The following is a 25,166-nucleotide window of genomic DNA, read 5'->3' on the forward strand; positions in this document are numbered from 1 at the left end:
ACAGAGGCGATCCTTCGCGCCCCCCTCTGCCCTGCCGGGCATCTCCCCCACGAGGGGGGAGATTGGCAGCGTCGCCGGCGGCTAAATACGCTCGCCTTCAACCTAAGCTGAATTGACCCTGCAATCCCAACATGTCAAACGCCCCGCAAAGCCTTTCATCTGGAGTAGCCTGATGACCGATCGCGTCGAAATCGCCGGATTGCGGATTGCCCGCGAGCTGCATGATTTTGTGGCTGCCGAGGCGCTGCCCGGCACCGGCATCGAAGCGGCGGCGTTCTGGAACGGTTTTTCTGCCATCGTCCACGACCTCGCGCCGAAGAACCGGGCGCTGCTGGCAAAACGCGACGCCATGCAGGAGAAGCTCGACGGCTGGTATCGCGACAACGGTGCCCCGATCGACATGGAGGCCTACAAGGGCTTCCTCAAGGAGATCGGCTATCTCGTGCCCGAAGGACCGGCCTTCAGCGTGTCGACGGACAATGTCGACGCAGAGATTGCTGTCGTCGCCGGACCGCAGCTGGTGGTGCCGGTGATGAATGCGCGCTATGCGCTCAACGCCGCCAATGCGCGCTGGGGCTCGCTCTACGATGCGCTCTACGGCACCGATGCCATTCCCGAGACCGACGGCGCCGGGAAGGGCAAGGGCTTCAACCCGGCGCGCGGCGCCAAGGTCATCGCCTGGGCCAAGGACTTTCTCGACCAGTCGGTGCCGCTGACCACGGGAAAATGGGCCGGCGTCAACGGCCTTTCGGTGGCGCACGGCGCGTTGAAACTGGGTGAGGGCGCCGGCGTCACCACGCTCGCCGATCCCAAGCAATTCGTCGGCTATCGCGGCGACGCCGCCAACCCGCAAGCCGTGCTGCTGGTGAAAAACGGCCTGCATGTCGAAATCGTGATCGACCGCGCCAACCAGATCGGCCGCACCGATCCGGCTGGCATTGCCGATGTCATCCTGGAATCGGCGCTGACCACCATCCAGGACTGCGAGGATTCGGTCGCCGCGGTCGATGCCCAGGACAAGGCCGTGGTCTACCGCAACTGGCTCGGCCTGATGAAGGGCGATCTGGCCGAAGAGATCACCAAGGGCGGCAAGAGCTTTGTCCGCAAGCTCAATCCGGACCGTGTCTACACCGCACCCGCCGGCGGCCAGCTCACCGTGCCCGGCCGTTCGCTGATGCTGGTGCGCAACGTAGGTCACCTGATGACCAACCCGGCGATCCTGGACCGCGACGGCAACGAAGTGCCGGAAGGCATCATGGACGCGGTGATGACGGCGCTGATCGCGCTGCACGATGTCGGGCCGAAGGGGCGGCGGATGAATTCGCGCGCGGGCTCGATGTATGTGGTGAAGCCCAAGATGCACGGGCCGGAGGAAGTCGCCTTCGCCGTCGAGATTTTCGACCGCGTCGAAGCCCTGCTCGGCATGCCCGGGAACACCATCAAGATGGGCATCATGGACGAGGAGCGGCGCACCACCGTCAACCTCAAGGAGGCGATCCGCGCCGCACGCGAGCGCGTGGTGTTCATCAACACCGGCTTCCTCGACCGCACCGGCGACGAGATCCACACCTCGATGGAAGCCGGCCCGATGATCCGCAAGGGCGACATGAAGCAGGCCGCCTGGATTTCCGCCTACGAGGCCTGGAATGTCGACACCGGGCTCGAATGCGGGCTGGCCGGCCATGCCCAGATCGGCAAGGGCATGTGGGCGATGCCCGATTTGATGGCGGCGATGCTGGAACAGAAGATCGCCCATCCCAAGGCCGGCGCCAACACCGCCTGGGTGCCGTCGCCGACGGCGGCAACGCTGCATGCCACGCATTACCACAAGGTCGATGTCCACGCGGTGCAGGCGGCGCTGAAGAGCCGCCCGAAGGCGAAACTCGACGACATCCTCTCGGTGCCGGTCGCCGTGCGGCCGAACTGGACGCCCGACGAGATCCAGCGCGAACTCGACAACAACGCGCAGGGGATTCTGGGCTACGTCGTGCGCTGGATCGACCAGGGCGTCGGCTGCTCCAAAGTGCCCGACATCAACGATGTCGGGCTGATGGAAGACCGCGCCACGCTGCGCATCTCCTCACAGCACATCGCCAACTGGCTGCGCCACAAAGTGTGCTCGCAAATCCAGGTGCGGGATTCGCTGCAACGCATGGCGGCCATCGTCGACCGCCAGAATGTCGGCGACCCGCTCTACCGGCCGATGGCGCCGGATTTCGACAGTTCCATCGCCTTCCAGGCCGCCTGCGACCTGGTGTTCAAGGGCACAAGCCAGCCCAACGGCTACACCGAGCCGGTGCTGCACGCGCGGCGGCTGGAGCTGAAGGCGGAGGCCTGAGCGCCCCTCCCCCTTGAGGAGAGGGCGGCCGGAAAGGCGGAAGGGTCCGGCGTGAGGTGCGCCAACTCCCACCCTTCGCCGATGCTCGGCTCGTCCAGAAGAACTCCGAGGGGTCGTACTGCCGACCCCACCCACGCGGTCACCTCCGTCAAGGGGAGGGAGCGCTACTACGCCCTGTACTCAGGCGCTTGTAGGTAGCCATTCCAAAGAAAACGCCGACTCCCACGGCCGTTGGGCTGATCCACCACCCATCATGGTCGAACCCCCCTAGAAGCCATGCAAGGAGAACGGCCACGGCAGCCGAGATAAATCCACCCGCGGCTAGAGACACGGTGGTTCTACCGGTTGCGGCTTGGGTTGGTCTACCTGTGCTATACTGGCTGTCCGGGTTCGCCCAAAAGTTACGCTTGATCTAGCCTTCAGTAAAGGAATGCGCCAAGGCGGTAGTGTCTCAGTTTGAAATTTGATCAAGATGGATGAGCGAAGAAGACGGTAACAAGTGCGAGCCCACCGAAACTGCAGATAAAGACAAGGGCGCTATACGCGATCACTCGGCGCGCGGTCAGGAAACGGGGCGACCAAAAGTCAGCATACCGACGTGCATCTCGCTTCCCCCATCGTTCACTCCATGGGAGATTCTGTTCATCAATCGATCCATAAGAATCGTCCCGCAAAAAAATGCTCAGCATTGCAGTGATAATGGCTGCGCCACTGAGCAGAGCGACCGCGGCGCAGAAAGTTACTGGAACAAACCGATGAGGATTGTTCGCCCACTCGTACTTCAAATTTCATCACTCCGCTTTTTGTAAGGGCCGCACTTGCAACCGAGACACTACCACCAAGGCCGCTGCATCCGCCCCGTAAGACAAGACGGTCCGTCATCTCGCTTCTGGCCACACCCTTCAAGCCGCCTGCGCCATCCGCTCCGAACTCATGCGATAGGAAATCGCTTCGGCCAGATGGATGCGGCCGACGGTTTCGCTGGCGTCGAGGTCGGCGAGCGTGCGCGCCACTTTCAGCACCCGGTGGTAGGCGCGCGCCGAAAAGGCGAGCTTTTCGCTGGCGTCCTTGAGCAATGACAGACCGGCGGCATCCGGCATGGCGATCTCCTCGATCATCGCCGGCGCGCAATGCGCGTTGGTGGTGGCGCGGGTGGCGCCGAGCCGTTCGAAGCGTTCGCGCTGGATGGTGCGGGCGCGGGCAACGCGCAGTGCGACCGCCGCGCTTTTCTCCGCCCGGTCGGGCCGGATCAGGTCGCTCGCCGAGACCGCCGGCACTTCGATCCTGAGATCGATGCGGTCGAGCAGCGGACCCGAAATGCGCGCCTGGTAGTCGGTGCGGCAGCGTTCGCCGCGCAGGCAGCGATAGCCCGGCTCGCCGGCCATGCCGCACCGGCACGGGTTCATCGCCGCCACCAGTTGGATGCGCGCCGGATAGGTGACGCGGTGGTTGGCGCGCGCGATCATGCAGTCGCCGGTCTCCAGCGGTTGGCGCAGCGCATCGAGTGTCTGTGGTGTGAATTCCGGAAACTCGTCGAGGAACAGCACGCCGTGATGGGCGAGCGATACTTCGCCCGGCCGTGCGCGCATGCCGCCGCCGACCATCGCCGCCATCGACGCCGAATGATGTGGCGCGCGGAACGGCCGCCGGTCGGTCAGCTTGCCTTCGCCGAGTTCGCCCGCCACCGAGGCGATCATCGAGACCTCGAGCAGTTCCTTCGGCGCCAGCGGCGGCAGGATCGACGGCAGCCGCTGCGCCAGCATAGATTTGCCCGATCCCGGCGGCCCGATCATCAAGAGATTGTGTCCACCGGCGGCCGCCACCTCCAGCGCCCGCTTGGCGGTCTCCTGGCCCTTGATGTCGGCGAGGTCGGGCAGGTCCAGCGCCGAAGCGTGGATGCCGGCCTCCGGCCGCGACAGCACCTGAGTGCCGCGGAAATGGTTGGCGATGGCAATCAGGCTGCGCGGTGCCAGAATGTCGAATTCCCGCCCCGCCCAGGCGGCTTCCGGTCCGCAGGCGAACGGGCAGATCAGCCCCTTGCCCTCGGCGTTGGCGCCGATCGCCGCCGGCAAGGCACCGGCCACGGCGGTAATCGTGCCATCGAGCGAGAGCTCGCCGAGCACGACATAGCCGGCCAGCATGTCTCCGGGAATGGCGCCAAGGGCGGCCATCAGGCCGAGCGCGATCGGCAGATCGTAGTGGCTGCCCTCTTTCGGCAGGTCGGCGGGTGCCAGGTTGATGGTCACCTTCTTCGACGGCATCGACAGCCCGGACGCATGCAGCGCCGCCTGCACCCGCTCGCGGCTTTCGGCCACAGCCTTGTCGGGCAGGCCGACGATGTGCATGTTGACCTTGCCAGGCGCGATCATCACCTGCACGTCGACCGGCACGGCCTCGATGCCCTGGAAAGCGACCGTGCGAACCCGCGCCACCATTTTTAAGCCCCCGGGCCGCAACCCCTACGATTGACCAAGAATGACCCCTCGCGGAGACAATCACAATTCTTCGGTCAAATCAAGAACATTACGAGAACAGGCAAACGCTGCGGTTGCAGGCGGATCGTGGCCGGTTGCAAAAGCGGAACATGGTTAAGACAAAATGAAAACGGCCGCTTCCGCTTGCCGTCTAAGCGGTGATGAAAGCATCGACCGTACCTGAAAGGGATCGATCGATTGCGATCTGGGGTGGAAGCCACTCCATGACAGGATATCGGAAAGGCCAAGGCATGGCGATCCGGCGCAAAGAGCCGCTTTCCAGAAAAATCTCATTTACAAGGTCTATGAACCGCCCGCGGTCCCGTTCAACTCGTTTCAAAGTTTGCGAACGAATATAGGTCCGGGGGATTCGCCGCTCCTTCAGGGCCAAGACAGCCTCCGCGATGGATCGAGGATCGGGTGGAACCGTAAGGCAATAGTCGTCATCCAGATAAAGGTCTCGGCCACCATGGTTCGGCGTCGTGACCACAGGAAGCCCCGCGAGAAGATATTCCGTGCTGGCGAACATTGGCCCCTCCACTTCGGAGAGACAAATTCCCACGGCTGCACGGTTTAGATGCATGTTCACTTGAGCCGGCGCCAATCGGACAGGCTTGCCGGTGCTGTCGAACTGATTGACAAACACGTGGCCCGGCGCGAGCTCCCTGTGCCGATTTATTCGTGCTCTTTCCGACTCCGCCGTCGATGACTCGATTGAATCGCGATAAAAGACAAATGCGCAACTCTGGATGCCAACCGACAGGTCGTGGCGTTTCCACGAAGCCAGTTGCGCGTTGTAGATTGCATCAAATTCCACAGCGATGTCGTCGAGCGGCCTGAATATGTATTCGGAGGTGGTCGAGGTCTTGTTGTGCAGGAAAGCGGCCTCACCGGACTGGTTCAACAGATCCACCTCGGCTTGTGTGTTGCACAGGAAGATCAGCGAGTGACGGGGGTTCCTAAGCCTATGCAGAACGGCATAGGTCCGGATCGTTTTGACGCTGGAATTGTTTTCGATGGACCAGGTTGGCGAGATGAGAAACCAGGCGCGATGGCTGCGTGGAAGGTGAGGCATATGACTTGCCAATCCGAGGGGCGTACCGGACATTCCCGAATAGGATATGAACGGATCGTCCGACAGCAAGCTTGCCTGAAGAGCAGGTTGCGCCTTCGCGGAAGGACGCCCTTTCCGGAGGTTGCGGCGATGGCGCAGCATAGCTCCGACAATCTCGAATCCGGTAGGAGGGCGGTACCCGCGCCGTAGAGTCAACATGCGGCGATTACGCGGCCGACTTCAGCCGCTTCCCCTCGACCGCATCCCAGAACAGGCTGGCGATGTCGGCGCCGCCGAAGCGCTGCACTTCGCGCACGCCGGTCGGCGAGGTCACGTTGATCTCGGTCATGTAGTCGCCGATGACGTCGATGCCGACCAGGATGAAGCCACGCTCCCTGAGCGACGGTCCGATGCGGGCGCAGATCTCGCGCTCGCGTTCGGTCAGTTCGGTCTTCTCGGCGCGGCCGCCCACATGCATGTTGGAGCGGGAATCGTGTTCCGCCGGCACCCGGTTGATGGCGCCGACCGGCTCGCCGTCGATCAGGATGATGCGCTTGTCGCCCTTGCGCACGTCCTTGAGATAGCGCTGCACGATGTAGGGCTCACGGAACATCTGGCCGAACATTTCGAGCAGCGAGGCGAGGTTGCGGTCGCCCTCGAGCAGATGGAAGATGCCGGCGCCGCCATTGCCGTAGAGCGGCTTGATGATGATGTCGCCGAACTCCTTGCGGAAAGCGGCGACTTCGAGCGGATCCTTGGTGATCAGCGTCTCCGGCATCAGGTCGGGAAACTCGGTGACGAAGATCTTTTCCGGACTGTTGCGTACCCAGGCCGGGTCGTTGACGACCAACGTCCCGGGATGGATGCGCTCGAGGATATGTGTCGTGGTGATGTAGTTCATGTCGAAGGGCGGATCCTGGCGCAGCAGGATCACATCCATCTCCGAGAGGTCGGTGCGCACCTTTTCGCCCAGCGAATAATGGCTGCCCTTCTCGTCACGCACCTGCATCGCCTCGATGCGGGCAAACACCTTGCCATCGCGCATCGACAGCCGGTCGGGCGTGTAGTGGAAAAGCTGGTGGCCGCGCCGCTGCGCTTCCAGCGACAGCGCGAACGAGGTGTCGCCGGTGATCGACACGGTGGAGATGTGGTCCATCTGGACGGCGATTTTCAGCTTCATGGCAAGTCCCCAGCACAGTCGACGAGAGCGATATAAGGGTCCCGGCGCCTTCTGCCAATCGCCACATCCGGAAGATCGACAACAGCAAGACGCAAACCCGCACACCCGATCCCGACAAGGCAAGTGCCTGCGTCATCGTTTTCTTAAGCCTTCCCATACAAGAATAGGCCTCGAATATCCCAACGGCAGGCGCCGGACGGGGATCCCCGATGGAACAACGACCATGAACGCGCTCACCGCCATCCGCGCCGCCTCGACCAAACAGCTTGAACTCACCATCCTGATGCCGTGCCTCAACGAGGCCGAGACATTGGCCGTCTGCATCGGCAAGGCCAGGGCTTTCCTCGACAAGGCCGGAATCCTGGGTGAGGTGCTTATCGCCGACAATGGCAGCACCGATGGCTCGCAGGAGATCGCTGCCCAAGGCGGCGCCCGCGTCGTCCCGGTGGCGCAAAAGGGCTATGGCGCCGCTCTTCTGGGCGGCATCGGCGCCGCCAGGGGCCGCTTCATCATCATGGGCGATGCCGACGACAGCTACGATTTCGGTGCGCTTGATGCCTTCATGGCGCGCTTGCGCGACGGCGCCGACCTAGTGATGGGCAATCGCTTCCAGGGCGGCATCGAAACCGGCGCCATGCCGCCGCTGCATCGTTATCTCGGCAATCCGGTGCTGAGCTTCGTCGGCCGCCTGTTTTTCCGCATCAGGACCGGCGACTTCCACTGCGGCCTGCGCGGTTTCAACGCCGACAGCATCCGCAAGCTCGACCTGCAGACGACGGGCATGGAATTCGCCAGCGAAATGGTGGTGCGCAGCGCGCTTGCCGGCCTGCGCATCGAGGAAGTGCCGACCACGCTCAAGCCTGACGGCCGCAGCCGGCCGCCGCACCTCAGGACCTGGCGTGACGGCTGGCGGCATCTCAAATTCCTGCTGGTCTACAATCCGCGCTGGATGTTCTTCATACCGGGCACGGTGCTCGCCAGCCTTGGCCTGTTATTTGCGGCTTTGCTGGTGTTCGGACCGCTGCGGGTGATCGACAATCTTTCGCTCGACCTCAACACCTTCGTCGCCGCCTGCTTCATGATCATCACCGGCATCCAGCTCATCACCTTTGGCGCCATATCGCGATACTATGCCGAGATCACCGGCATCCTGCCGCGCAGCCGAGGCTCAGATTGGCTGACCAGGACCATCAGCACCGATCGTCTTGCCGCCAATGCCGGCATCTGTTTCGCCGGTGGCGTGCTGTTCGTCGGCTATGCCGTGCTGCGTTGGGCACATCTTGGCTTCGGCCCGCTGAACGATTCCGAAATCCCGCGCATCGTCGTGCTGGGCTTGAGCCTGATCGTCATTTCGTTCCAGGCCTTTTTTTCGGCATTCCTGCTCGGTGTCCTGGAGATCCCGGTCAAGCGGCTGAAAGCCGGCCAGCCCACCGGATCAGGCGAATCCGTCGCGACTGCTGAAAAATGAACCAGCTCGTGCGAAAATTCGCCGCGGTACGGCTTATCCGGTTCGCCGTCGTCGGCATTGGCGCGGCGCTGCTGTTCTTCGTACTGTCGTGGGGCTTGGTGTCGGCCGGCTTGCCGCCGTTCGTCGGCAGCGTGATCGCCTATATGCTGGCCTTTGTCGTGGCCTATTCGGCACAGCGTGGCTGGACGTTCGAGGGACAGCACGACCATCGCCGTGCATTGCCACGTTACCTCGTCAGCCAGTTGGCCTGCGCAGTGTTTGCGGGCCTATTGGCCCATGTCGCGGTGTCGGTATTTTCCGCGTCGCCGCTGGTGATGTCGGCCGGTATCACGGTCGCTGCGGGCGCGGCGAGCTATGTGCTTTCATCGGTTTGGGTTTTTCGCGACGAAAAAAGAGCCGCGTGAGAGTGTTCGCTCTAGCGAAGCGACGCGACGAAGTGCAAACCCCTGTCGAACAGCAGGTTTGCCGGGAAGGGATACAGCGACAGGTTTTCTCGCCAGCTTTGGGCTTTGAGTCCGATCCCGTCGAAAATCGCCTCCCATTCCTGCCTGGACAGGTAATTGTAGGGCAGCCTCACATCGTGGCCCTTGTTTCCCACCCAGTCCATGAACCGGAGCGAGCCGTAGGCGAAGAGCCCGTCCCGCAGGTGATCCTTGATGACAACGCCCTTCCGGGCGACCCTTGCGGCTTCGTCGACAAGATGGCCGGGATTGTCCGTGTGGTGGAGAACGTCGACTATGGTCACCCAGTCGAACGATTTCGATGCTGCCGGAATCGTAACGCCGTCGAAAATCTCTACGGGAATGGCCGTGCGCGGCCGGACAAAAACATCGATCCCGCGAAACGTCAGCCCCGGTTTCCGGTCCATCACCGCCTTGGCCAGCGAGCCATCGCCGCAACCGAGGTCGAGAACCGTGCCGCCATCGCCCAGCACGGCGCCGATATGGTCGGAGAGGACCCGGATGCGGCGTTGAAACACCGCCCGGCCGTGGGCGGCATTCAGGATCTTTTTTTCGATCGTCACAACGCTCATGCCCAAGGTCCAGATCGAATTGCCCGTTCATTCCCTGATCCGGGACCATATTTGCCAATAGCAAACAAAGCGTTTCGCGGCAGGGAGTTGCCGGTGCAACACCGGTTTAAGGTTTGCGCAGTGAGTTCGCGATAGGTTCCTTCGCAAAAGAGAGCGCCAGAGGCCGTCCCGTGACTCCCGCCGACACCATGATTTCCGTCAAGGCCACGCGGCCTGCGTCACGGCGCAACGACCTCGCGGTTGCGGTCGTCGCCACGCTGGCGATGGTTGCCGTCAACGCTCTCGGCGGTTTCCCGAGCTTGACCGATGCCGGCGGCGACAATGACAGTCTGCTGCGTCTGGTCGAGGTTCGCGATATGCTGGCTGGCCAGGGCTGGTTCGACCTGCATCAGTACCGGATGGGCGTTGAAGGCGGCTTCGTCATGCACTGGTCGCGGCTGGTCGACGCCCCGCTCGCCGCCATCATCTTCGTGGCCTCGGCGCTGACCGGCAGCATGGCCGTGGCCGAGACCATCGCGGAGGTGCTCTGGCCGGCGCTGCTCTTCTGTCTGGCTCTGCTCTTTACCATCCGCGCGGTGCGCAGTTTTGCCGGCGCGGGCGCCGTGCTGCCGGCTGTCGTCATCGGTGCCGCGGCGCTGCATTTCATCGGCATCTTTTCGCCCGGCGCGCTCGATCATCACAACGTCCAGCTGACGCTGACCATGGCCAGCTTGAGCCTGCTGCTCGAGGCGCCCGTGCGGCGATGGGCCGCCCTGCTTGCCGGCTTATGCGCGGCGCTGACGCTGGCGGTCGGCATGGAAACGGCGCCCTATGTCGCCACCATCGGCGTCTGCGTCTCTCTGCTGTTTGTCGCCGATCCCAGCGGCGAGCGGCGGATCGCCAGGGATTTCGGCCTCGGCTTTGCCGGCGTTTCGGCGCTGGTCTTCCTCACAACCATCGCCCCATCGGTTTGGGGCCAGCCGCAATGCGATGCCTTTTCGACCGTGCAGTTCGTGGTGGCCGCTCTCGCCGGATGCGGCCTCGCCGCCGTGGCGTCGCTCGACATGGCCAACTCCACGCTCGGTCGGCGCCTGATCGCGCTCGGCCTGCTTGCGCTCGCGCTGGCGGCAGTCCTGGTCGTCCTGTTCCCGCAATGCCTGGCTGCGCCCTATGCCAGTCTCGACCCGCGCCTCAAGCAGATGTGGCTCGGCCATATCGAAGAGGCGCAGTCGATCTTTAGACTAGTATTCGATAATCCGGCCATGGTGGTGGCGCGTTTTGCCACGCCGCTGGTGGCGATCGTCCTGATGGCGCTTCGCTTCAGCCATGGCGGTTGGCGGCGGCAGGATAGCCTCGTCGCAGCGCTGCTGGCGGTGGCGTTCCTGGTCAGCGCCTGGGAAGTGCGCGGTTCGACCTTCTCCATCGCCTTCGCGGTGATCCCGCTTTCCGCCTGGATCGCCAAATGGCGGCAGCGGGCCGAGACCAACCCGTCCCGTGGCTCCATGCTCAGGATGGCTACGGCCTGGCTGATCTCGGTCAACGCGGTCTGGTCGGGTGCCGCCGAGGCGGCATCGAGCGCCTTCGAAACCAATGCCGCCGCCAAGGACGCCAGCGCCGATGCGGCCTGCCACGGCAAGGCCTCGTTCGCAGCGCTCGGCCGAATGCCTGCCACGACCGTGCTTGCCATCTCCAATCTCGGCTCGCCGATCCTCGCCTTCACCGGTCATCGTGTGTTCGCCGGACCCTACCATCGCAACGTCGCCGGAAACCTGCTCGTGTTCGATGCCTTGCTGGGCTCGGCCAGCGACGCGAAAGCCGTCGTCGACAACCACCATGTCGGCCTTGTCGCGCTCTGCCGCGGCAATCCGGAGAGCCGGCTGTTCGCGTCCACCGCGCCGGACGGCTTTCTCGCCGGGCTGATGCGCGGCAGCGTGCCGGATTGGCTGGAGCCGGTGGCGGAGACCCGTGGCGCCCCGCTGGAGCTCTATCGCGTCCGTCCCACCGATTGAGCCGGTTGAAAATCGGCGTGAAGGCAAGGCCTTTTCAAGCGCCACGGACACCTTCGCGGAGGCAATGCATTCTAGCCGCGAAAAATCGATTTTCGGGATACGTTTCCTAAAGAGTTTCCTGCCAGTCTCGAACATAAATTCCGACGTCAAGAAAACAGGGACACCGATGCAAACTCCGTTTGGCACCGGTCAGGCAAACAGGGAGAGCACGGATCTGGCATTCACAGATCCGTTGACCGGGCTTGGCAACCATCGCCGCTTCTTCGACAAGGTCGATCGCCTGATCAGCGACCGTGCCGACGATCCCGCACCCTTCACTGTAGGCATCCTCGACCTTGACGGCTTCAAGCCGATCAACGATTTGTTCGGCCACAAGGCCGGTGACGACATCCTGATCCAGGTCGCGATGCGGCTGCGCGCCTCGATGGACGACCACTCGACGGTCTGCCGCATCGGCGCCGACGAATTCGCCTTCCTCTATCCGCTGGTGTTCTCGGAGGAAGCAGCGGCCGAAAAATCCCGCATGCTGATCGAGATCCTGTCGGCGCCCTACGATGTCGGCGAACGCACCGCCAGGCTGTCGGCCTCGGTCGGCTGCTCGCTGTTCTATTCGGGCGACGAGACCACCGAGATTCTGATCAACAAGGCCGAAACGGCGCTGTACCACGCCAAGCGGTCCGGCCGTGGCCGGGTCGTCGTCTACACCCGCGAGATGGAAGAGGCGGCCAAGCGCGTCACCCGCATCGAGCAGGCGCTGCGCCGTGCCGTCTCGGCCGGCGAGGTGGAGCCGCATTTCCAGCCCATCGTCGACCTCACCACGCGCCGCACCATCGGCTTCGAGACACTGGCGCGCTGGACCGACCGCGACCTCGGCGCGGTGCCGCCGACCGTCTTCATTCCCATCGCCGAGGAGCGCGGCATCATCGGCCCGCTGTCGCAGCTGGTGCTGCGCAAGGCGACCGAGGCGGCCCGCAGCTGGCCGAAGGACCTGTTCCTGTCGTTCAACCTGTCGCCTTCGCAGCTCGTCGACCAGAACACCGGCCTGCACATACTGGCGATCCTCGACCGCACCGGCTTCGATCCGCGCCGCCTGGAGATCGAGATCACCGAGACCGGCCTGATGAACGACCCGGCCTCGGCCGCGCAGATCGTCGAGGACCTGCGCCGCGTCGGCATCCGCGTCTCGCTCGACGATTTCGGCACCGGCCAGTCCTCGCTCGGGCGTCTGCGCGAATTCCATTTCGACAAGCTCAAGATCGACCGCGCCTTCGTCTCCTCCATTCTCGACGACCGGCCGTCCGAGCACATCATCCGCGCCATTCTCGCCATGTGCGAGGGGCTTGGCATGGATGTGGTCGCCGAAGGCATCGAAGAGGAGGCGCAGGCCGACCGCCTGGTCCAGTTCGGCTGTGCCGGCGGGCAGGGCTATCTGTTCGGCAAGCCGGTCGATGCCGATGCCACGCTCGGCTATCTCCGCGATTCCTTTCGCGGCGCCTTGCGCGCCAAGGCGATCTGACCGGCGCAAGCGGCATTCCCCACCATGCGATGATGCCGCTTCGCGGTCCCGTCGCCTTTTTGTCTGACATAAGCCCTTGAATCCGCCTTTTCGCCCTTGCCCACGCGACGTCTCTGGCTAGGATGCGCGCCGATTGAGCGCGGAGAGAAAAGACATGATGCCATCGGCGGATTTTGCCGACCTCAAGGGCGCCTCGGTGCTGATCACCGGCGGCGGTTCCGGGATCGGCGCGGCACTGACCGAGGGTTTCGTGCGCCAGGGCGCCAACGTCGCCTTCATCGACATCGCCGATGAGCCCAGCATCGCGCTTGCCGATCGCATCGAGAGGGATTTCGGACGGCGGCCGCTCTATCTCAGGACCGACCTGCGCGATGTCGAGGCGCTGCGGGCCTCGGCTGCGAAGGCCGCCGACGCGCATGGCGATGTCACCGTGCTCATCAACAATGCCGCCTGGGACGAACGCCACGCCGTCGAAGACGTGACGGTCGAGTTCTGGGACAACAACCAGGCAATCAATCTCAGGCCGCATTTCTTCACCGCGCAGGCCGTGGCGCCGGGCATGAAGCGGGCCGGCGGCGGCTCGATCATCAACTTCACCTCGACATCCTATCTGATCAACCATCCCGACATGCCGGCCTACACCGCCGCCAAGGCGGGCATCCTCGGTCTCACCAAGGGCCTGGCCGGCAAGCTTGGGCCCGACCGCATCCGCGTCAACGCCGTCGCGCCCGGCTGGATCATCACCGAGCGGCAGCAGCAGCGCTGGGTGACCGAAGAGGCGCTTGCCGCCCATGTCGCCAAACAGTGCATCAAGGAGGTTATGCGGCCGGACGACATGGTTGGCACCGTGCTGTTCCTGGCTTCGGATGCCTCGCGCATGCTGACCGCGCAAATGCTGATCGTCGATGGAGGTTTCCTGTGAGTCCAGGGTTTGCCGGCAACGCGCCGGCGGTAGCCGCCGTCGATTGGGGCACGACCCGCATGCGGGTCTGGCTGGTCGACGGCAGCGGCAAGGTGCTTGCCGAACACCGCGGCGACGACGGCCTGATCACGGCGCGCGAAAACGGTTTTTCGAACGTGCTGGAAGGCCACTTGGCCGCCATGGGCGCGCCTGACGCGCTGCCCGTCATCATCTGCGGCATGGCTGGCTCTCGCCAGGGCTGGATCGAAGCGCCCTATGTGAGCGTGCCCGCGCCGATCGGCGCTATCCTGCGCGGCGCCGCTCGCATCGAAGGCGAGCGCCGCGACATCCGCATCGTGCCGGGCCTCGCCCAGCGCCTCGCCGACGCACCCGACGTCATGCGCGGCGAGGAGACGCAACTGGCCGGCGCCGGTCTGCCGGCAAATGGGCGCCATCTCGCCTGCATGCCGGGCACGCACTCGAAATGGGTCGTGGTCGAGGATGGCGCGGTTGCCGGCTTCGGCACCTGGCCCACCGGTGAGCTGTTCTCGGTGCTTGCCGCGCACTCGATCCTGCGCCATTCGCTGGGCGAACATCCCAAGCCGGTCACAGCGGACAACGCGTTCTTCCGCCGCTGGTGCGAAACCGCATTGATCGAAGGCGGTGACGTCACCTCGCGGCTGTTTTCCATTCGCGCCGCCGGCCTGCTGCAGGATTTGAAGGCGGATGATGCCGCGGCCTGCCTGTCCGGCCTGCTGATCGGCGGCGAGATCGCTTCGGCCACGCGCCGTCATGGCGCCGGGACAGCATCCAGCCGTCATGGCGCCGGGGCAGCATCCGTCGTGCTGATTGCCTCGGGCGCGCTTGCCGTGCTCTACCAGGCAGCACTTGGCCTTGCCGGGCTTGAGGTGCGCGCCGTCGACGCCGACGAAGCCGTGCGCGCCGGCCTCATCGAAGCCGCACGCGAAAACGGCATGATCGCCAGAACCGGAGCCTTGGCATGACCGAGACCGCAGCCTTTCCAAAACTCAAGCGCGGGCTGGTCGCCATCCTGCGCGGCCTGAAACCGGCTGAAGCCATCGCCATGGGCCAGGCCTTGTTCGACGCCGGCATCGAGGCGATCGAGGTGCCGCTCAATTCGCCGCAGCCATTCTCGTCGATCGCCAGGATTGTCCAGGTGCTGCCGAAAACGGCCCTGGTCGGCGCCGGCACGGTGCTGACGCCGGCCGATGTCGACGGGCTGCACAAGGCCGGCGGGCGGCTGCTGGTCAGCCCCAACATCGATGCCGAGGTGATGGCGCGCGCTATGCATTACGGCATGGTCACCATGCCCGGCGTGTTCACGCCCACCGAGGCCTTCCAGGCGATCCGGCTGGGGGCTTCGGCGTTGAAATTCTTCCCGGCGAGCGTGCTGGGGGCCTCAGGCATTTCCGCGATCCGGGCGGTGCTGCCGGCGCAGACGCTGGTCGGCGCCGTCGGTGGCGTTTCGGAGAAGGACTTTGCCGGCTACAAGGCTGTCGGCGTGACGGTCTTCGGCCTCGGCTCCAGCCTGTTCAAGCCGGGCATGAGCGTCGACGAGGTGGCCACGCGTGCGCACGCCGCGGTCGCGGCCTGGGACGCAGTGTTCGGAGACGCATGATGAGCGAAGCGATCGTTTCGGTTCTTTCCGATCACGTCTGCCAGCTCGGCGAAGGCCCGAGCTACGATCCCGCCACCGACACGCTGTTCTGGTTCGACATCGTCAACGGCCAGCTTCTGGAAAAGCGTCTGTCCGGCGGCGCGACCATCGTCCACCAGCTCGGCCAGATGGCCAGCGCCATCGCCATCATCGACGACAAGCGCCAGCTGATCGCCACCGAGACCGGCCTTCATGTTCGGGACGTCGCGACCGGCAAGCTGACGCTGCACACGCCTGTCGAGGCCGACAATCCGGTCACCCGCTCGAACGATTCGCGCGTCCATCCCTGCGGCGCCTTGTGGATGGGAACAATGGGCAAGGGCGAGGAAAAGGGTGCTGGCTCCATCTATTGGTTTTTCAAGGGCGAGCTGCGCCGCCTGTTCTCGGACATCACCGTCACCAATTCGATCTGTTTTTCGCAAGATGGCGCGCTTGCCTACTATACGGACACCTCGACCGGATTGCTGATGCGGGTCGCCTGCGATCCGGCCACCGGCCTGCCTGCCGGCGAGCCGAAGATCTTCGTCGATCACCGCTCGGCCAAGGGCTATATCGACGGTTCGGTGCTCGACCGCGACGGCATCCTGTGGAACGCCTGCTGGGGCGGCAGCGTCGTCGAGGCCTATGGCCCCGACGGCAAGCTTGTCCGCACCGTCGCCATGCCGGTGACCCAGCCCTCCTGTCCGGCCTTCGTCGGCAAGAATGCCGACCGGCTGGCGGTCACCTCCGCCTGGTCGGGCAAGAGCGAGAAGCAGCGGCTGCTGGACCTGCAGGGCGGCATGACCTTCCTGCTCGACATTCCCGTCAACGGTCGTTTCGAGCCGCGCGTTCTGATCGCCTGAGCAAGGCCCGGCGATCGGGCGTTCGATTTCCACTGTCACCCAGGCGTCCGGCCTGGGTCGGTTTCGCGAAAGCCGTTTGCGGCTGAAGTGCGATGGTGGGCGATCCTACCGCCGGGAAGCGTCCGTCCTATGTCTAGCACCAAGCCCAAGCTGATCCTTGTCCACGAGCCGGAAAAGGCCTGCTTCGACCGCCTCGTCGCCGATGGCCATGCGAGCGAGCGCGCCGCCGAAATCGCTTCCTACCTGGCGCAGTCGACGGACCTTGGCCAGGAATTCGATGCGCTGGACGAGGCCTGCCGGGCGCGCGGCCTGTCCTTCGCGCCGGTACTGCTCGACGATGCCGTGCATGTGCTTGCCGGCGAGGATCCCGCCACGACGCTGGTCTGGACGCTGACCGACGGCATCGCCTATTTTCGTGGCGGCGCCGCCCCCGCTTTGGCGAGGCTGGGCGGGTTCAAGACGATCGGTGCCGACGATGCTCTGTTCGCGCTCTGTCAGGACAAGTTCCGCTCCGGCGCCGTGCTCGGCGCGTTGGGCCTGCCGGTGCCGCGGGCCGGTCTCGCGCGCAATGGGCAATGGCTGGTCGAGCCGCCGGCCTCCGCCGCCGGCTGGTTCGTCAAGCCCAACCGGCTCGGCGCCAAGATCGGCATCTGGCCGGATTCGCGCAGCAGCGATCTCGGCCACGCGCTGGAGCTTAGCCGGCGTGTTTTCGCCGCCTATCGCGACGATGTCGTGGTCCAGCCATATGTCGCCGGCCGCAACGTGCGCGCCTCCTTCCTTGGGCTGACGCCGGAAGCTGGCGTCGAGGCGCTGGGCATCGCCTTTGTCGATTCAGGCGCCGATTTCCAGACCATGGCCGACAGCCTGGCGCTCTATGGCGAAACCGGCGCGGCGGCGAAGGCGGCGGGGCTCTATGCCGAACCGGAACTCGTTGCCGTTGCCGACGTCCAGCCGGCGGCCGACGCCGGGATCCGTGCGATCGCCGGGCGGCTGATGAGCGGGCTCGGCCTGCGCGACGTGTTTTCCGTTGACCTGCGGGTCGAGGCCGACGACACGCTCCACCTGATCGAATTCGAGGTCTGCCCCGGCCTGCCCTGCTTCGATTTCCGCGCCTATTGCCGGTCGCAATGGGGCCTGGGTCTTGCCGATGCCATGGCCGAAGCCGCTGCCAGCCGGCTGGCCAGTTAGTGTCTCGGCGCATGAGTTTGACGATCGCTTGGATTGACAGATCTCATGCATTGGCGATTGGCAGAAACATCCATCGCTTCGTCATCCACGGGCGGAGCAAGGAGCGAAGCGACGCAGTGCAGACCCGAGGATCCATGCCGCGACTTCAAGGCGCCACTGCGGTGCAGAATTCTGCTCCGTAGCGCTTCACGACTATGGTCCCGGCATGGATCCCAAGGTCTCCGCGACGGAGCTTTGCTCCTGCTTCGCCCAGGGATGACGAAGTTTAGAGGCTTCGGCCAATATCGAATGTCAGTGATTACACCGCTGAAAAGACCGATGAAAGTCTTGCCGCCGACAGGCCTCTCCTGTGCGGCGCTGGTGGTTTACTCGGGCTCGACCGTCGATTGCTCGATGGGCCGCGCGCCGGCCATGTAGCGGATGTTGTCGAACGGCTCCGGCCGCTTGTCGGCCAGGCTCCACAGCTGCCGGCTGGTGCCCGGCAGATCGCCCAGATAGACGTGCAGGGCTCCGGAGCGGGTGCTGCCTGTATTGGCGACCGAGTGAATGGTGCTGGAAGACATGTGCACCAGCGCCGGCGCTGAAAAGTCCTGCCGCTCGGGCTCATCGACCCGGTCGCCGGCGAGCGGGTAGATGAAGTTGGTCTCGCCACCCCAATAGATGCCGACCAGCGCATCCATCAAATGGTTGTGCGGCGGATACTGCACGCCGGGCGAAAGCGTGATGTGGTAGATCGTCAGCTTCGGGCTCGCGTGCAGCAAGAGCTCGTCGTCGTCCTCTTCGTGAACGAGCCGGCCGAGTGCGTGGAAGCGTTTGGTGTAGTCGCCGAGCACGGCCTTGACCTGACCGAAGGGATCGGCACCTGCCGCCGCGTTGACGATATCGCTGATGGCGGGGTAGAGAGGAGAGTCGGCGGATAGAGGCATTCCACAGCTCCTGTCTGAGATGCTCAGAAACAATAGCTAAGATGGCCAATTCGAGTCAATGCCGACGCGACGCGAGAAACGCATGAAGTCGACCAAAGCCAAGCCACCGAAATCGATCGCACCGCCAAGCGGGACAACCGCGCCGTCGACGGCGGATTTGCTGCGCAGCGAGCAGGCCTACGAGCAGTTGAAGAGCGACATCGTCGCTTGCGTCCTGTCGCCCGGCGAAGCGCTGACCGAGAAACAGATCGAGGCCCGCTACGGGATCAAGAAGGCGACGATCCGTTCCGCACTCGCCCGCCTCATGCAGGAAGGTCTGGTCAGGAGCGAGCCGCGCCGGGGCTACGTCATCACCACGCTGACCTTGCGCGACGTCAACGAGATCTTCGACGTCCGTGGCCTCGTCGAACCCGAAGTGTTCAGGGTCGCCACCACGGGGATCACCGGGCGCGGGCTGGACGAGATCCGGCTGGCGGCGAGAAAGGTGCTGAAGCCCGAGACGCTGCGCAGCCCGGTCGCGTTTCTCGCCGCCGACCGCGGCTTTCGCCTGGCGATCGCCGAACTGTCCGGCAATTTGCGACTGGCGCTGCTGCTCAGCCAAATCCTTGACCAGTCGGAACGGGCGCTCCATCTCGGCTTCAAGTCGCGAGATTTCATGCCGCTGATCATCGAACAGCAGAAGCAGTTGCTCCAGGCTTGTGAGAAGAGCGACGTTCCCGGCATCGTCAAGCTTGCCCGCTCGCACTGCCTCGCCCTCAAGCACCAGCTGATCGGGGCCTTGCTCGGCGGGCCAAAGCTACGGGAAGCGAACCTGCAGGACTTCGTCTGAGAAAGCGTCAGGTTCTGCTTCGCGACGCCCTCAGGCCCCTTCGACCAGCACGATCTCGCCGTCGGCGACCTTCTGGCGGATGGCGACCGCGCGCTGGTATTCCGGCGAGTGATAGCAGTCGTGTGCGGCCGCCAGCGATTCGAACTCTATGATGACATTGCGAGCGCGGCCCGGCCCTTCGGCAAGCTCATGCGCCCCGCCACGCGCCAGGAATTTCGCCCCGAACCGCTCGAAGGCGGGTTTGGCGGCGGCGACATAGTCCTTGTAGCCTTCGGCGTCACGCACATCGACGCGGGCGATCCAATATCCCTTGGGCATTCGTCTACTCCCTGCTTCTTGTGTCTACGCCGAGCGCATCTCTTCCAGAATGGCTTCCGCCGCCGCCCGCCTGTCGTTTGCCGCGACGATTGGCCTGCCGACGACGAGATGGCTGGAGCCATTGCGGATCGCCTGCGCCGGCGTCACGACGCGCTTCTGATCGCCATGTTCACTGCCCGCCGGCCGTATTCCCGGCGTCACCACCGCCATGTTGGGCCCGACGATGCGGCGCACCGCTTCAGCCTCTTCGGCCGAGCAGACGACGCCGCCCATGCCGGCATGCAGCGCCTGTTCGGCGCGCCTGAGCACCAGTGTGTGCGGGTCGTATTCATAGCCGGCGTCGATCACGTCCTGCTCGTCCATCGAGGTCAGCACGCTGACGGCGAGCAGGCAAAGGTCACTGCCGCGTGCCGCTTCCACTGCCGCCTGCATCGCCTTGGGATAGGCGTGGATGGTCAGCATGGTCATGCCCATCTTGACGATGTTCTCGACACCCTTGGCCACCGTGTGGTCGATATCGAGCAGCTTCATATCGAGGAAGATCTTGGTTCCGCCATTGGCCAGTTCCCTGGCGAAATCGAGCCCGCCGGCGAAGGCCAGCTGATAGCCGATCTTGTAGAAGGAGACGACGCCATCCAGCTCGCGGACCGCCTGTTCGGCCTCTTTTAGCGTTGGCACGTCGAGGCCGACAATCAGTCTTTCCTGGATGGACTTGGGCTGCATGGTTTGGGCCGGCATGGATACGGTCACGCTTCGATCCGGGTGGACAGCAGGCGCGAGGTTTCGATCAGCGTGCGGCATAGATGCTCCATCGATGTGTGCAGTCTTTCGTCACGGAACTGGCCGTCCTCGCCGAAGGCGTCGCCGCCCTCCGGCACCGAGCATTCCGGCGTCACCACCTCCATCTGGCAGCGCACCAGTACGGCGCGCAGATGGTTGATGCAGCGGATGCCGGCAAAATGACCGTTGGAGGACGAGCATAGGCCGACAACCTTGCCGGCAAGCGGCCTGACCGGCCGGTTATTGTCCCTGCGCACGCGGCTCACCCAGTCGATCGTGTTCTTGAGCAGCGGCGGGATGGAGCCGTTATATTCCGGCGTGGCGATCAGCAGACCGTCATGCGCGATGATCAGGCGGCCGAGTCTGACGGCATTTTCGGGAACGCCCTTTTCCTTCTCCAGATCTTCGTCGAGGATCGGCAGGGGATAGTCGCCGAGCGAGATGCGCGTCACTTCGGCGCCCTGCACCGCAAGTTCCTTCTGCGCCACGTCGGCGGTCCTGCCGCTATAGGCGCCGCCGCGCACCGAGCCGGCGAAGACGAGGATTTTCGGGATCACGGCCATTGCTTCGCAAAGGGGGCAGGCAGTGGGGGATAGGCAGTAGGAGATGAGCAATTCCTGACTATTCCCTACTGCCTATTCCCTTATCCTTCCCTTCGGTAAATCCACAGCTGCGTCGGCGGGATGTTGCGGAAGATGAAATCGAAATGCTTGACCGTGTAGTCGCCGCGCCCGGCCGGGATCGGCGACATCGGGCCGTAGGTCAGCTGCACGATCGGGCGGCCCGCCGGGATGCGGTCGAGCAGGCTTTCGATATAGGCGATGCGCTGGGCGACCGGGAAGTTGAGCAGCGGCACGCCGGAAACGACGGAATCGAAGATCATCCCGCTCCTCTCGCCAAGCGTGGCGTTGAGGTTGAAGGCGTCACCCTCGATAACGTTGACCCCGGGATAGAGCTGGCGCAAATGGCGCACGAAATCGGTGGAATATTCGACCGCGTAGAGGTTTTCGGGCCGCACGCCCTGGGCGAGGATGGCGCGGGTGATGACGCCGGTGCCTGGGCCGACCTCGAGCACCGGCAGGCCGGACTTGGGATTGACGATCGAGGCCATCTTGCGGGCGGTGATCGAACTGGTCGGAACGATCGACCCGACCGTCTTCGGCTTGTCGATCCAGCCCTTGAAGAATTTGAGCTCGTCGTCGAACTTTTCGGCCAGCGCCTTCCGCAGTCCGGGACCACGTGTCATGCAAGCTCTCCTCAGCGCTTCCCCCGCAAGCTACTTAACACCTGAGCGGCGCAAGGCAAGGCGCCGCAACACGCATGGCGTGGATAAGATAGCTTTTGTCGCCTATCAACGCTCGCCGAAAGACTCGAGGAAATCCTTCATGCGGGCAAAAAAGCCGCTCGATTGGGGCGAATTGTCTTGCGAGGAGAGCTGTTCGAACTCCTCCAGCAGTTCGCGCTGGCGGCGCGACAGGTTCTGCGGCGTCTCGACCGCGGTCTGGATGTAGAGGTCGCCGACATTGGGCTGGCGCAGCACTGGCATGCCCTTGCCCTTGAGGCGGAACTGACGTCCGTTCTGGGTGCCTTCCGGCACCTTCACCTTGGTCTGCGTGCCGTCCAGCGTCGTCACTTCGAAGGAACCGCCGAGGGCGGCGGTCGTCATCGAGATCGGCACCTTGCAGTAGAGATCGGCGCCGTCGCGCTGGAAGAACTCGTGCGGCTTCACCGCCAGGAAGATATAGAGGTCGCCGGACGGGCCGCCGCGCAAGCCGGCCTCGCCCTCATTGGCAAGGCGGATACGGGTGCCGTCCTCGATGCCGGCCGGGATGTTGACCGACAGCGACCGTTCTTCGGTGACGCGGCCCTGGCCGGCGCATTTCGGGCACGGATCCTTGATCGTCTGGCCGCGGCCCTGGCATTGCGGGCAAGTGCGTTCGATCGAGAAGAAGCCTTGCGTGGCGCGCACCTTGCCGTGGCCGTTGCACATCGAGCAGGTGACGGGCTGGGTGCCCGGCTTGGCGCCGGACCCAGAGCATTCCGAACACGAGATCGAAGCCGGCACGCGGATCTGCGCCGTCTTTCCCGCGAAGGCTTCCTCCAGCGAGATTTCCATGTTGTAGCGCAGGTCGGCGCCGCGCTCCCGGCCACCCGACGAGCGGCGCTGGCGGCCGCCCATCATGTCGCCGAAAATGTCTTCGAAGATATCGGCGAAACCGCCGGCGCCAAAGCCTTGCGCCCCGCCATTCATGCCGCCCTGTTCGAAGGCGGCGTGGCCGAAGCGGTCGTAGGCCGCGCGCTTCTGCGGGTCCTTCAGCGTCTCGTAGGCTTCGTTGATTTCCTTGAACTTGTGCTCGCAGGAATGATCGCCGGGATTGCGGTCGGGATGGAACTGCATGGCGAGCTTGCGAAAAGCGCTCTTGAGCTCCTTCTCGTCGGCGCCTTTCTGGACGCCTAGGGTTTCGTAGAAATCAGCTTTCATTTTTTCCCGCAGTCCGGATATTCAACGTCTTGAGGCATATATTGCGTCGTTTGCCGGCACGTTGCCTCGATTTAGGAGCGGTGCTGCCCGGATGCTAGGGCCGGCGTGCGCCTGTCCGGGTTTTTCTGTCATTTTTTCAGCAGGGCCCCGCACTTTTTCAGCGAGGGTTGCAAAAAAGCCCGGCTTGGCGCCGGGCTTTCCGCATTATCTTGCCGTCAGGCGGCTCAGGCCGACTTCTTCTTGTCGTCGTCTTCGTCGATTTCCTCGAAATCGGCATCGACCACGTCACTGTCCTTGGCGGCATCCGCCTTGGCGTCGGCTTCCGCGGCTTCCTTCTGCGAAGCCTCGTACATGGCCTGGCCGAGCTTCATCGAAGCCTCGGCGAGCACCTGGCTCTTGGCCTCGATGTCGGCCGCATCGTCGCCCTCGGCAGCGGTCTTCAGTGCCGCGATCGCATCCGATATCGCCGTGCGCTCGGCTTCCGAGACCTTGTCGCCATATTCCTTCAGCGACTTCTCGGAAGAATGCACCAGCGCCTCGGCCTGGTTGCGGGCCTCGACCACGGCGCGACGCTTCTTGTCGGCATCGGCATTGGCCTCGGCGTCCTTCACCATCTTCTCGATGTCGGCGTCAGAAAGGCCACCCGAGGCCTGGATGCGGATCTGGTGCTCCTTGCCGGTGCCCTTGTCCTTGGCCGAAACGTTGACGATGCCGTTGGCGTCGATGTCGAAGGTGACCTCGATCTGCGGCACGCCGCGCGGGGCCGGCGGAATGCCGACCAGGTCGAACTGGCCGAGCGGCTTGTTGTCGGCGGCCATTTCACGCTCGCCCTGGAAGACGCGGATCGTCACGGCCGACTGCGAATCCTCGGCGGTCGAGAACACCTGGCTCTTCTTGGTCGGGATCGTCGTGTTGCGTTCGATCAGCCGCGTGAACACGCCACCCAGCGTCTCGATGCCGAGCGACAGCGGCGTCACGTCGAGTAAGAGCACGTCCTTGACGTCGCCCTGCAGCACGCCGGCCTGGATGGCCGCGCCCAAGGCGACGACCTCATCCGGATTGACGCCCTTGTGCGGCTCCTTGCCGAAGAACTGCTTCACGATCTCCTGGATCTTGGGCATGCGGGTCATGCCGCCGACCAGGACCACTTCGTCGATCTCGCCAGCCTTCAGGCCGGCATCCTTGAGCGCCGCCTTGCAGGGCTCGATGGTGCGCTGGACGAGATCCTCGACCAGGCTTTCGAACTTGGCGCGGGTCAGCTTCAGCGTCAGGTGCTTCGGGCCGGTCGCGTCGGCGGTGATGAAGGGCAGGTTGATTTCGGTCTGCGTCGTCGACGACAGCTCGATCTTGGCCTTTTCAGCCGCTTCCTTGAGGCGCTGCAGGGCAAGCTTGTCGTTCTTCAGGTCGATGCCCTGTTCCTTCTTGAACTCGGCCGCCAGATATTCGACCAGCCGCATGTCGAAGTCCTCGCCGCCGAGGAAGGTGTCGCCGTTGGTCGACTTCACCTCGAACACGCCGTCGCCGATTTCGAGCACCGAAATGTCGAACGTGCCGCCGCCAAGGTCATAGACGGCAATGGTCTTGCCTTCCTTCTTGTCGAGGCCGTAGGCAAGTGCCGCGGCCGTCGGCTCGTTGATGATGCGCAGCACTTCGAGGCCGGCGATCTTGCCGGCGTCCTTGGTGGCCTGGCGCTGGGCGTCGTTGAAATAGGCCGGAACGGTGATGACCGCCTTCTCGACCTTCTCGCCGAGATAGGCTTCCGCCGTTTCCTTCATCTTCTGCAGGATCATGGCCGAGATCTGGCTGGGCGACTGCTTCTTGCCGCCGGCCTCGACCCAGGCATCGCCATTGTCGCCCTTGACGATCTTGTAGGGGACAAGCTTCTTGTCCTTCTCCGTCACCGGATCGTCATAGCGGCGGCCGATCAGGCGCTTGACCGCGAAGATGGTGTTTTCTGGATTGGTGACCGCCTGGCGCTTGGCCGGCTGGCCGACCAGACGTTCGCCGTCGCCCGAGATGGCGACGATGGAGGGCGTGGTGCGCGCGCCTTCCGCATTCTCGATTACCTTCGGCTCCTTGCCATCCATGATGGCGATGCAGGAGTTGGTGGTGCCGAGATCGATACCGATTACTTTTGCCATTTTTCTAGTCTCTCCGCTAAGCAGGCTCTC

General features: G+C 64.1%; 22 protein-coding genes. 11 read left to right on the forward strand and 11 right to left on the reverse strand.

Annotated features, from left to right (window positions below; genetic code table 11):
• Nucleotides 1-172 precede the first annotated feature (172 nt).
• Nucleotides 173-2,338: a malate synthase G gene (locus LB577_RS08610; protein WP_224686372.1), complete on the forward strand. Its 2,166-nt coding sequence runs from the start codon at nt 173-175 to the stop codon at nt 2,336-2,338.
• A 902-nt stretch (nt 2,339-3,240) separates the two neighbouring features.
• Here LB577_RS08610 and LB577_RS08615 read toward each other — a convergent pair.
• The 3 genes from LB577_RS08615 to gshB form a co-directional block, all read right to left on the reverse strand.
• Nucleotides 3,241-4,773, reverse strand: a complete 1,533-nt coding sequence (locus tag LB577_RS08615; RefSeq protein WP_023765350.1) for a YifB family Mg chelatase-like AAA ATPase — start codon at nt 4,771-4,773, stop codon at nt 3,241-3,243.
• A 190-nt stretch (nt 4,774-4,963) separates the two neighbouring features.
• Nucleotides 4,964-6,028: a glycosyltransferase gene (locus tag LB577_RS08620; RefSeq protein WP_224686373.1), complete on the reverse strand. Its 1,065-nt coding sequence runs from the start codon at nt 6,026-6,028 to the stop codon at nt 4,964-4,966.
• Between the two features lie 64 nt (nt 6,029-6,092).
• Nucleotides 6,093-7,046, reverse strand: coding sequence for a glutathione synthase (gene gshB, locus LB577_RS08625; RefSeq protein ID WP_224686374.1), 954 nt, complete (start codon nt 7,044-7,046; stop codon nt 6,093-6,095).
• 223 nt (nt 7,047-7,269) lie between these two features.
• On the opposite strand from gshB, the gene LB577_RS08630 reads away from it, so the two are divergent.
• Nucleotides 7,270-8,514 carry a glycosyltransferase family 2 protein gene (locus tag LB577_RS08630; protein WP_224686375.1) on the forward strand — a complete coding sequence of 415 codons (1,245 nt, stop codon included), beginning with the start codon at nt 7,270-7,272 and terminating at the stop codon, nt 8,512-8,514.
• On the forward strand, nt 8,511-8,918 hold the full coding sequence (locus LB577_RS08635) for a GtrA family protein (protein WP_224686376.1): 408 nt from the start codon (nt 8,511-8,513) through the stop codon (nt 8,916-8,918). Before LB577_RS08630 ends, LB577_RS08635 begins: the two co-directional genes overlap by 4 nt.
• An 11-nt stretch (nt 8,919-8,929) precedes the next feature.
• Here LB577_RS08635 and LB577_RS08640 read toward each other — a convergent pair whose 3' ends face one another.
• Complete coding sequence (locus tag LB577_RS08640) at nt 8,930-9,547, reverse strand: class I SAM-dependent methyltransferase (RefSeq protein ID WP_224686377.1); 618 nt, start codon at nt 9,545-9,547, stop codon at nt 8,930-8,932.
• Nucleotides 9,548-9,717: 170 nt separating this feature from the next.
• Here LB577_RS08640 and LB577_RS08645 point away from each other — a divergent pair, with 170 nt between their 5' ends.
• The 7 genes from LB577_RS08645 to LB577_RS08675 all read left to right on the forward strand — a co-directional run bounded on the left by LB577_RS08645 (nt 9,718) and on the right by LB577_RS08675 (nt 17,660).
• Nucleotides 9,718-11,535, forward strand: a complete 1,818-nt coding sequence (locus LB577_RS08645) for a GtrA family protein (protein ID WP_224686378.1) — start codon at nt 9,718-9,720, stop codon at nt 11,533-11,535.
• Nucleotides 11,536-11,701: 166 nt separating this feature from the next.
• A complete protein-coding gene (locus tag LB577_RS08650) occupies nt 11,702-13,051 on the forward strand; it encodes a putative bifunctional diguanylate cyclase/phosphodiesterase (RefSeq protein WP_023765356.1) in 1,350 nt (449 codons plus the stop codon).
• Nucleotides 13,052-13,205: 154 nt separating this feature from the next.
• Nucleotides 13,206-13,973 carry an SDR family NAD(P)-dependent oxidoreductase gene (locus tag LB577_RS08655; protein WP_224686379.1) on the forward strand — a complete coding sequence of 256 codons (768 nt, stop codon included), beginning with the start codon at nt 13,206-13,208 and terminating at the stop codon, nt 13,971-13,973.
• The gene (locus tag LB577_RS08660) at nt 13,970-14,956 is read left to right on the forward strand and encodes a 2-dehydro-3-deoxygalactonokinase (protein ID WP_224686380.1); all 987 of its coding nucleotides are present in this window, start codon (nt 13,970-13,972) and stop codon (nt 14,954-14,956) included. The genes LB577_RS08655 and LB577_RS08660 overlap by 4 nt, the downstream gene beginning before the upstream one ends.
• Nucleotides 14,953-15,591, forward strand: coding sequence for a 2-dehydro-3-deoxy-6-phosphogalactonate aldolase (locus tag LB577_RS08665; protein ID WP_224686381.1), 639 nt, complete (start codon nt 14,953-14,955; stop codon nt 15,589-15,591). The genes LB577_RS08660 and LB577_RS08665 overlap by 4 nt, the downstream gene beginning before the upstream one ends.
• Nucleotides 15,591-16,472, forward strand: a complete 882-nt coding sequence (locus LB577_RS08670) for an SMP-30/gluconolactonase/LRE family protein (protein WP_224686382.1) — start codon at nt 15,591-15,593, stop codon at nt 16,470-16,472. The genes LB577_RS08665 and LB577_RS08670 overlap by 1 nt, the downstream gene beginning before the upstream one ends.
• Nucleotides 16,473-16,601: 129 nt before the next feature.
• Nucleotides 16,602-17,660 carry a D-alanine:D-lactate ligase-like protein gene (locus LB577_RS08675; protein ID WP_224686383.1) on the forward strand — a complete coding sequence of 353 codons (1,059 nt, stop codon included), beginning with the start codon at nt 16,602-16,604 and terminating at the stop codon, nt 17,658-17,660.
• Between the two features lie 365 nt (nt 17,661-18,025).
• Here LB577_RS08675 and LB577_RS08680 read toward each other — a convergent pair whose 3' ends face one another.
• Complete coding sequence (locus tag LB577_RS08680) at nt 18,026-18,586, reverse strand: autotransporter (protein WP_224686384.1); 561 nt, start codon at nt 18,584-18,586, stop codon at nt 18,026-18,028.
• An 82-nt stretch (nt 18,587-18,668) separates the two neighbouring features.
• Between LB577_RS08680 and LB577_RS08685 the strand changes: the two genes are divergently transcribed.
• Nucleotides 18,669-19,415 (forward strand): GntR family transcriptional regulator, encoded by a 747-nt coding sequence (locus tag LB577_RS08685; protein ID WP_023765363.1) that lies wholly within the window; start codon nt 18,669-18,671, stop codon nt 19,413-19,415.
• A gap of 30 nt (nt 19,416-19,445) precedes the next feature.
• Here LB577_RS08685 and LB577_RS08690 read toward each other — a convergent pair whose 3' ends face one another.
• The 6 genes from LB577_RS08690 to dnaK all read right to left on the reverse strand — a co-directional run bounded on the left by LB577_RS08690 (nt 19,446) and on the right by dnaK (nt 25,136).
• Entirely contained in the window at nt 19,446-19,733 is a 288-nt protein-coding gene (locus tag LB577_RS08690) for a DUF1330 domain-containing protein (RefSeq protein WP_013891978.1), read from the reverse strand.
• Between the two features lie 24 nt (nt 19,734-19,757).
• On the reverse strand, nt 19,758-20,471 hold the full coding sequence (pyrF, locus tag LB577_RS08695) for an orotidine-5'-phosphate decarboxylase (RefSeq protein ID WP_224686493.1): 714 nt from the start codon (nt 20,469-20,471) through the stop codon (nt 19,758-19,760).
• 8 nt (nt 20,472-20,479) lie between these two features.
• Complete coding sequence (locus LB577_RS08700; protein WP_224686385.1) at nt 20,480-21,076, reverse strand: NADPH-dependent FMN reductase; 597 nt, start codon at nt 21,074-21,076, stop codon at nt 20,480-20,482.
• 80 nt (nt 21,077-21,156) lie between these two features.
• Nucleotides 21,157-21,759 carry a phospholipid N-methyltransferase PmtA gene (gene pmtA, locus LB577_RS08705; protein ID WP_013891975.1) on the reverse strand — a complete coding sequence of 201 codons (603 nt, stop codon included), beginning with the start codon at nt 21,757-21,759 and terminating at the stop codon, nt 21,157-21,159.
• A 105-nt stretch (nt 21,760-21,864) separates the two neighbouring features.
• Complete coding sequence (gene dnaJ, locus LB577_RS08710) at nt 21,865-22,995, reverse strand: molecular chaperone DnaJ (RefSeq protein ID WP_224686386.1); 1,131 nt, start codon at nt 22,993-22,995, stop codon at nt 21,865-21,867.
• A 224-nt stretch (nt 22,996-23,219) separates the two neighbouring features.
• Nucleotides 23,220-25,136 carry a molecular chaperone DnaK gene (gene dnaK / locus LB577_RS08715; protein ID WP_013891973.1) on the reverse strand — a complete coding sequence of 639 codons (1,917 nt, stop codon included), beginning with the start codon at nt 25,134-25,136 and terminating at the stop codon, nt 23,220-23,222.
• Nucleotides 25,137-25,166: the final 30 nt, after the last annotated feature.

Source organism: Mesorhizobium sp. B283B1A (assembly GCF_020165735.1).
GTDB classification, from domain to species: domain Bacteria; phylum Pseudomonadota; class Alphaproteobacteria; order Rhizobiales; family Rhizobiaceae; genus Mesorhizobium; species Mesorhizobium opportunistum.

Excerpts from the sequence above, each read along its gene's own strand:
- LB577_RS08610 (WP_224686372.1), top strand. The coding sequence starts at position 173 with ATGACCGATCGCGTCGAAATCGCCGGATTGCGGATTGCCCGCGAGCTG.
- LB577_RS08615 (WP_023765350.1), bottom strand. The coding sequence starts at position 4,773 with ATGGTGGCGCGGGTTCGCACGGTCGCTTTCCAGGGCATCGAGGCCGTG.
- LB577_RS08620 (WP_224686373.1), bottom strand. The coding sequence starts at position 6,028 with ATGCTGCGCCATCGCCGCAACCTCCGGAAAGGGCGTCCTTCCGCGAAG.
- gshB (WP_224686374.1), bottom strand. The coding sequence starts at position 7,046 with ATGAAGCTGAAAATCGCCGTCCAGATGGACCACATCTCCACCGTGTCG.
- LB577_RS08630 (WP_224686375.1), top strand. The coding sequence starts at position 7,270 with ATGAACGCGCTCACCGCCATCCGCGCCGCCTCGACCAAACAGCTTGAA.
- LB577_RS08635 (WP_224686376.1), top strand. The coding sequence starts at position 8,511 with ATGAACCAGCTCGTGCGAAAATTCGCCGCGGTACGGCTTATCCGGTTC.
- LB577_RS08640 (WP_224686377.1), bottom strand. The coding sequence starts at position 9,547 with ATGAGCGTTGTGACGATCGAAAAAAAGATCCTGAATGCCGCCCACGGC.
- LB577_RS08650 (WP_023765356.1), top strand. The coding sequence starts at position 11,702 with ATGCAAACTCCGTTTGGCACCGGTCAGGCAAACAGGGAGAGCACGGAT.
- LB577_RS08655 (WP_224686379.1), top strand. The coding sequence starts at position 13,206 with ATGATGCCATCGGCGGATTTTGCCGACCTCAAGGGCGCCTCGGTGCTG.
- LB577_RS08665 (WP_224686381.1), top strand. The coding sequence starts at position 14,953 with ATGACCGAGACCGCAGCCTTTCCAAAACTCAAGCGCGGGCTGGTCGCC.
- LB577_RS08670 (WP_224686382.1), top strand. The coding sequence starts at position 15,591 with ATGAGCGAAGCGATCGTTTCGGTTCTTTCCGATCACGTCTGCCAGCTC.
- LB577_RS08675 (WP_224686383.1), top strand. The coding sequence starts at position 16,602 with ATGTCTAGCACCAAGCCCAAGCTGATCCTTGTCCACGAGCCGGAAAAG.
- LB577_RS08680 (WP_224686384.1), bottom strand. The coding sequence starts at position 18,586 with ATGCCTCTATCCGCCGACTCTCCTCTCTACCCCGCCATCAGCGATATC.
- LB577_RS08685 (WP_023765363.1), top strand. The coding sequence starts at position 18,669 with ATGAAGTCGACCAAAGCCAAGCCACCGAAATCGATCGCACCGCCAAGC.
- LB577_RS08690 (WP_013891978.1), bottom strand. The coding sequence starts at position 19,733 with ATGCCCAAGGGATATTGGATCGCCCGCGTCGATGTGCGTGACGCCGAA.
- pyrF (WP_224686493.1), bottom strand. The coding sequence starts at position 20,471 with ATGCCGGCCCAAACCATGCAGCCCAAGTCCATCCAGGAAAGACTGATT.
- LB577_RS08700 (WP_224686385.1), bottom strand. The coding sequence starts at position 21,076 with ATGGCCGTGATCCCGAAAATCCTCGTCTTCGCCGGCTCGGTGCGCGGC.
- pmtA (WP_013891975.1), bottom strand. The coding sequence starts at position 21,759 with ATGACACGTGGTCCCGGACTGCGGAAGGCGCTGGCCGAAAAGTTCGAC.
- dnaJ (WP_224686386.1), bottom strand. The coding sequence starts at position 22,995 with ATGAAAGCTGATTTCTACGAAACCCTAGGCGTCCAGAAAGGCGCCGAC.
- dnaK (WP_013891973.1), bottom strand. The coding sequence starts at position 25,136 with ATGGCAAAAGTAATCGGTATCGATCTCGGCACCACCAACTCCTGCATC.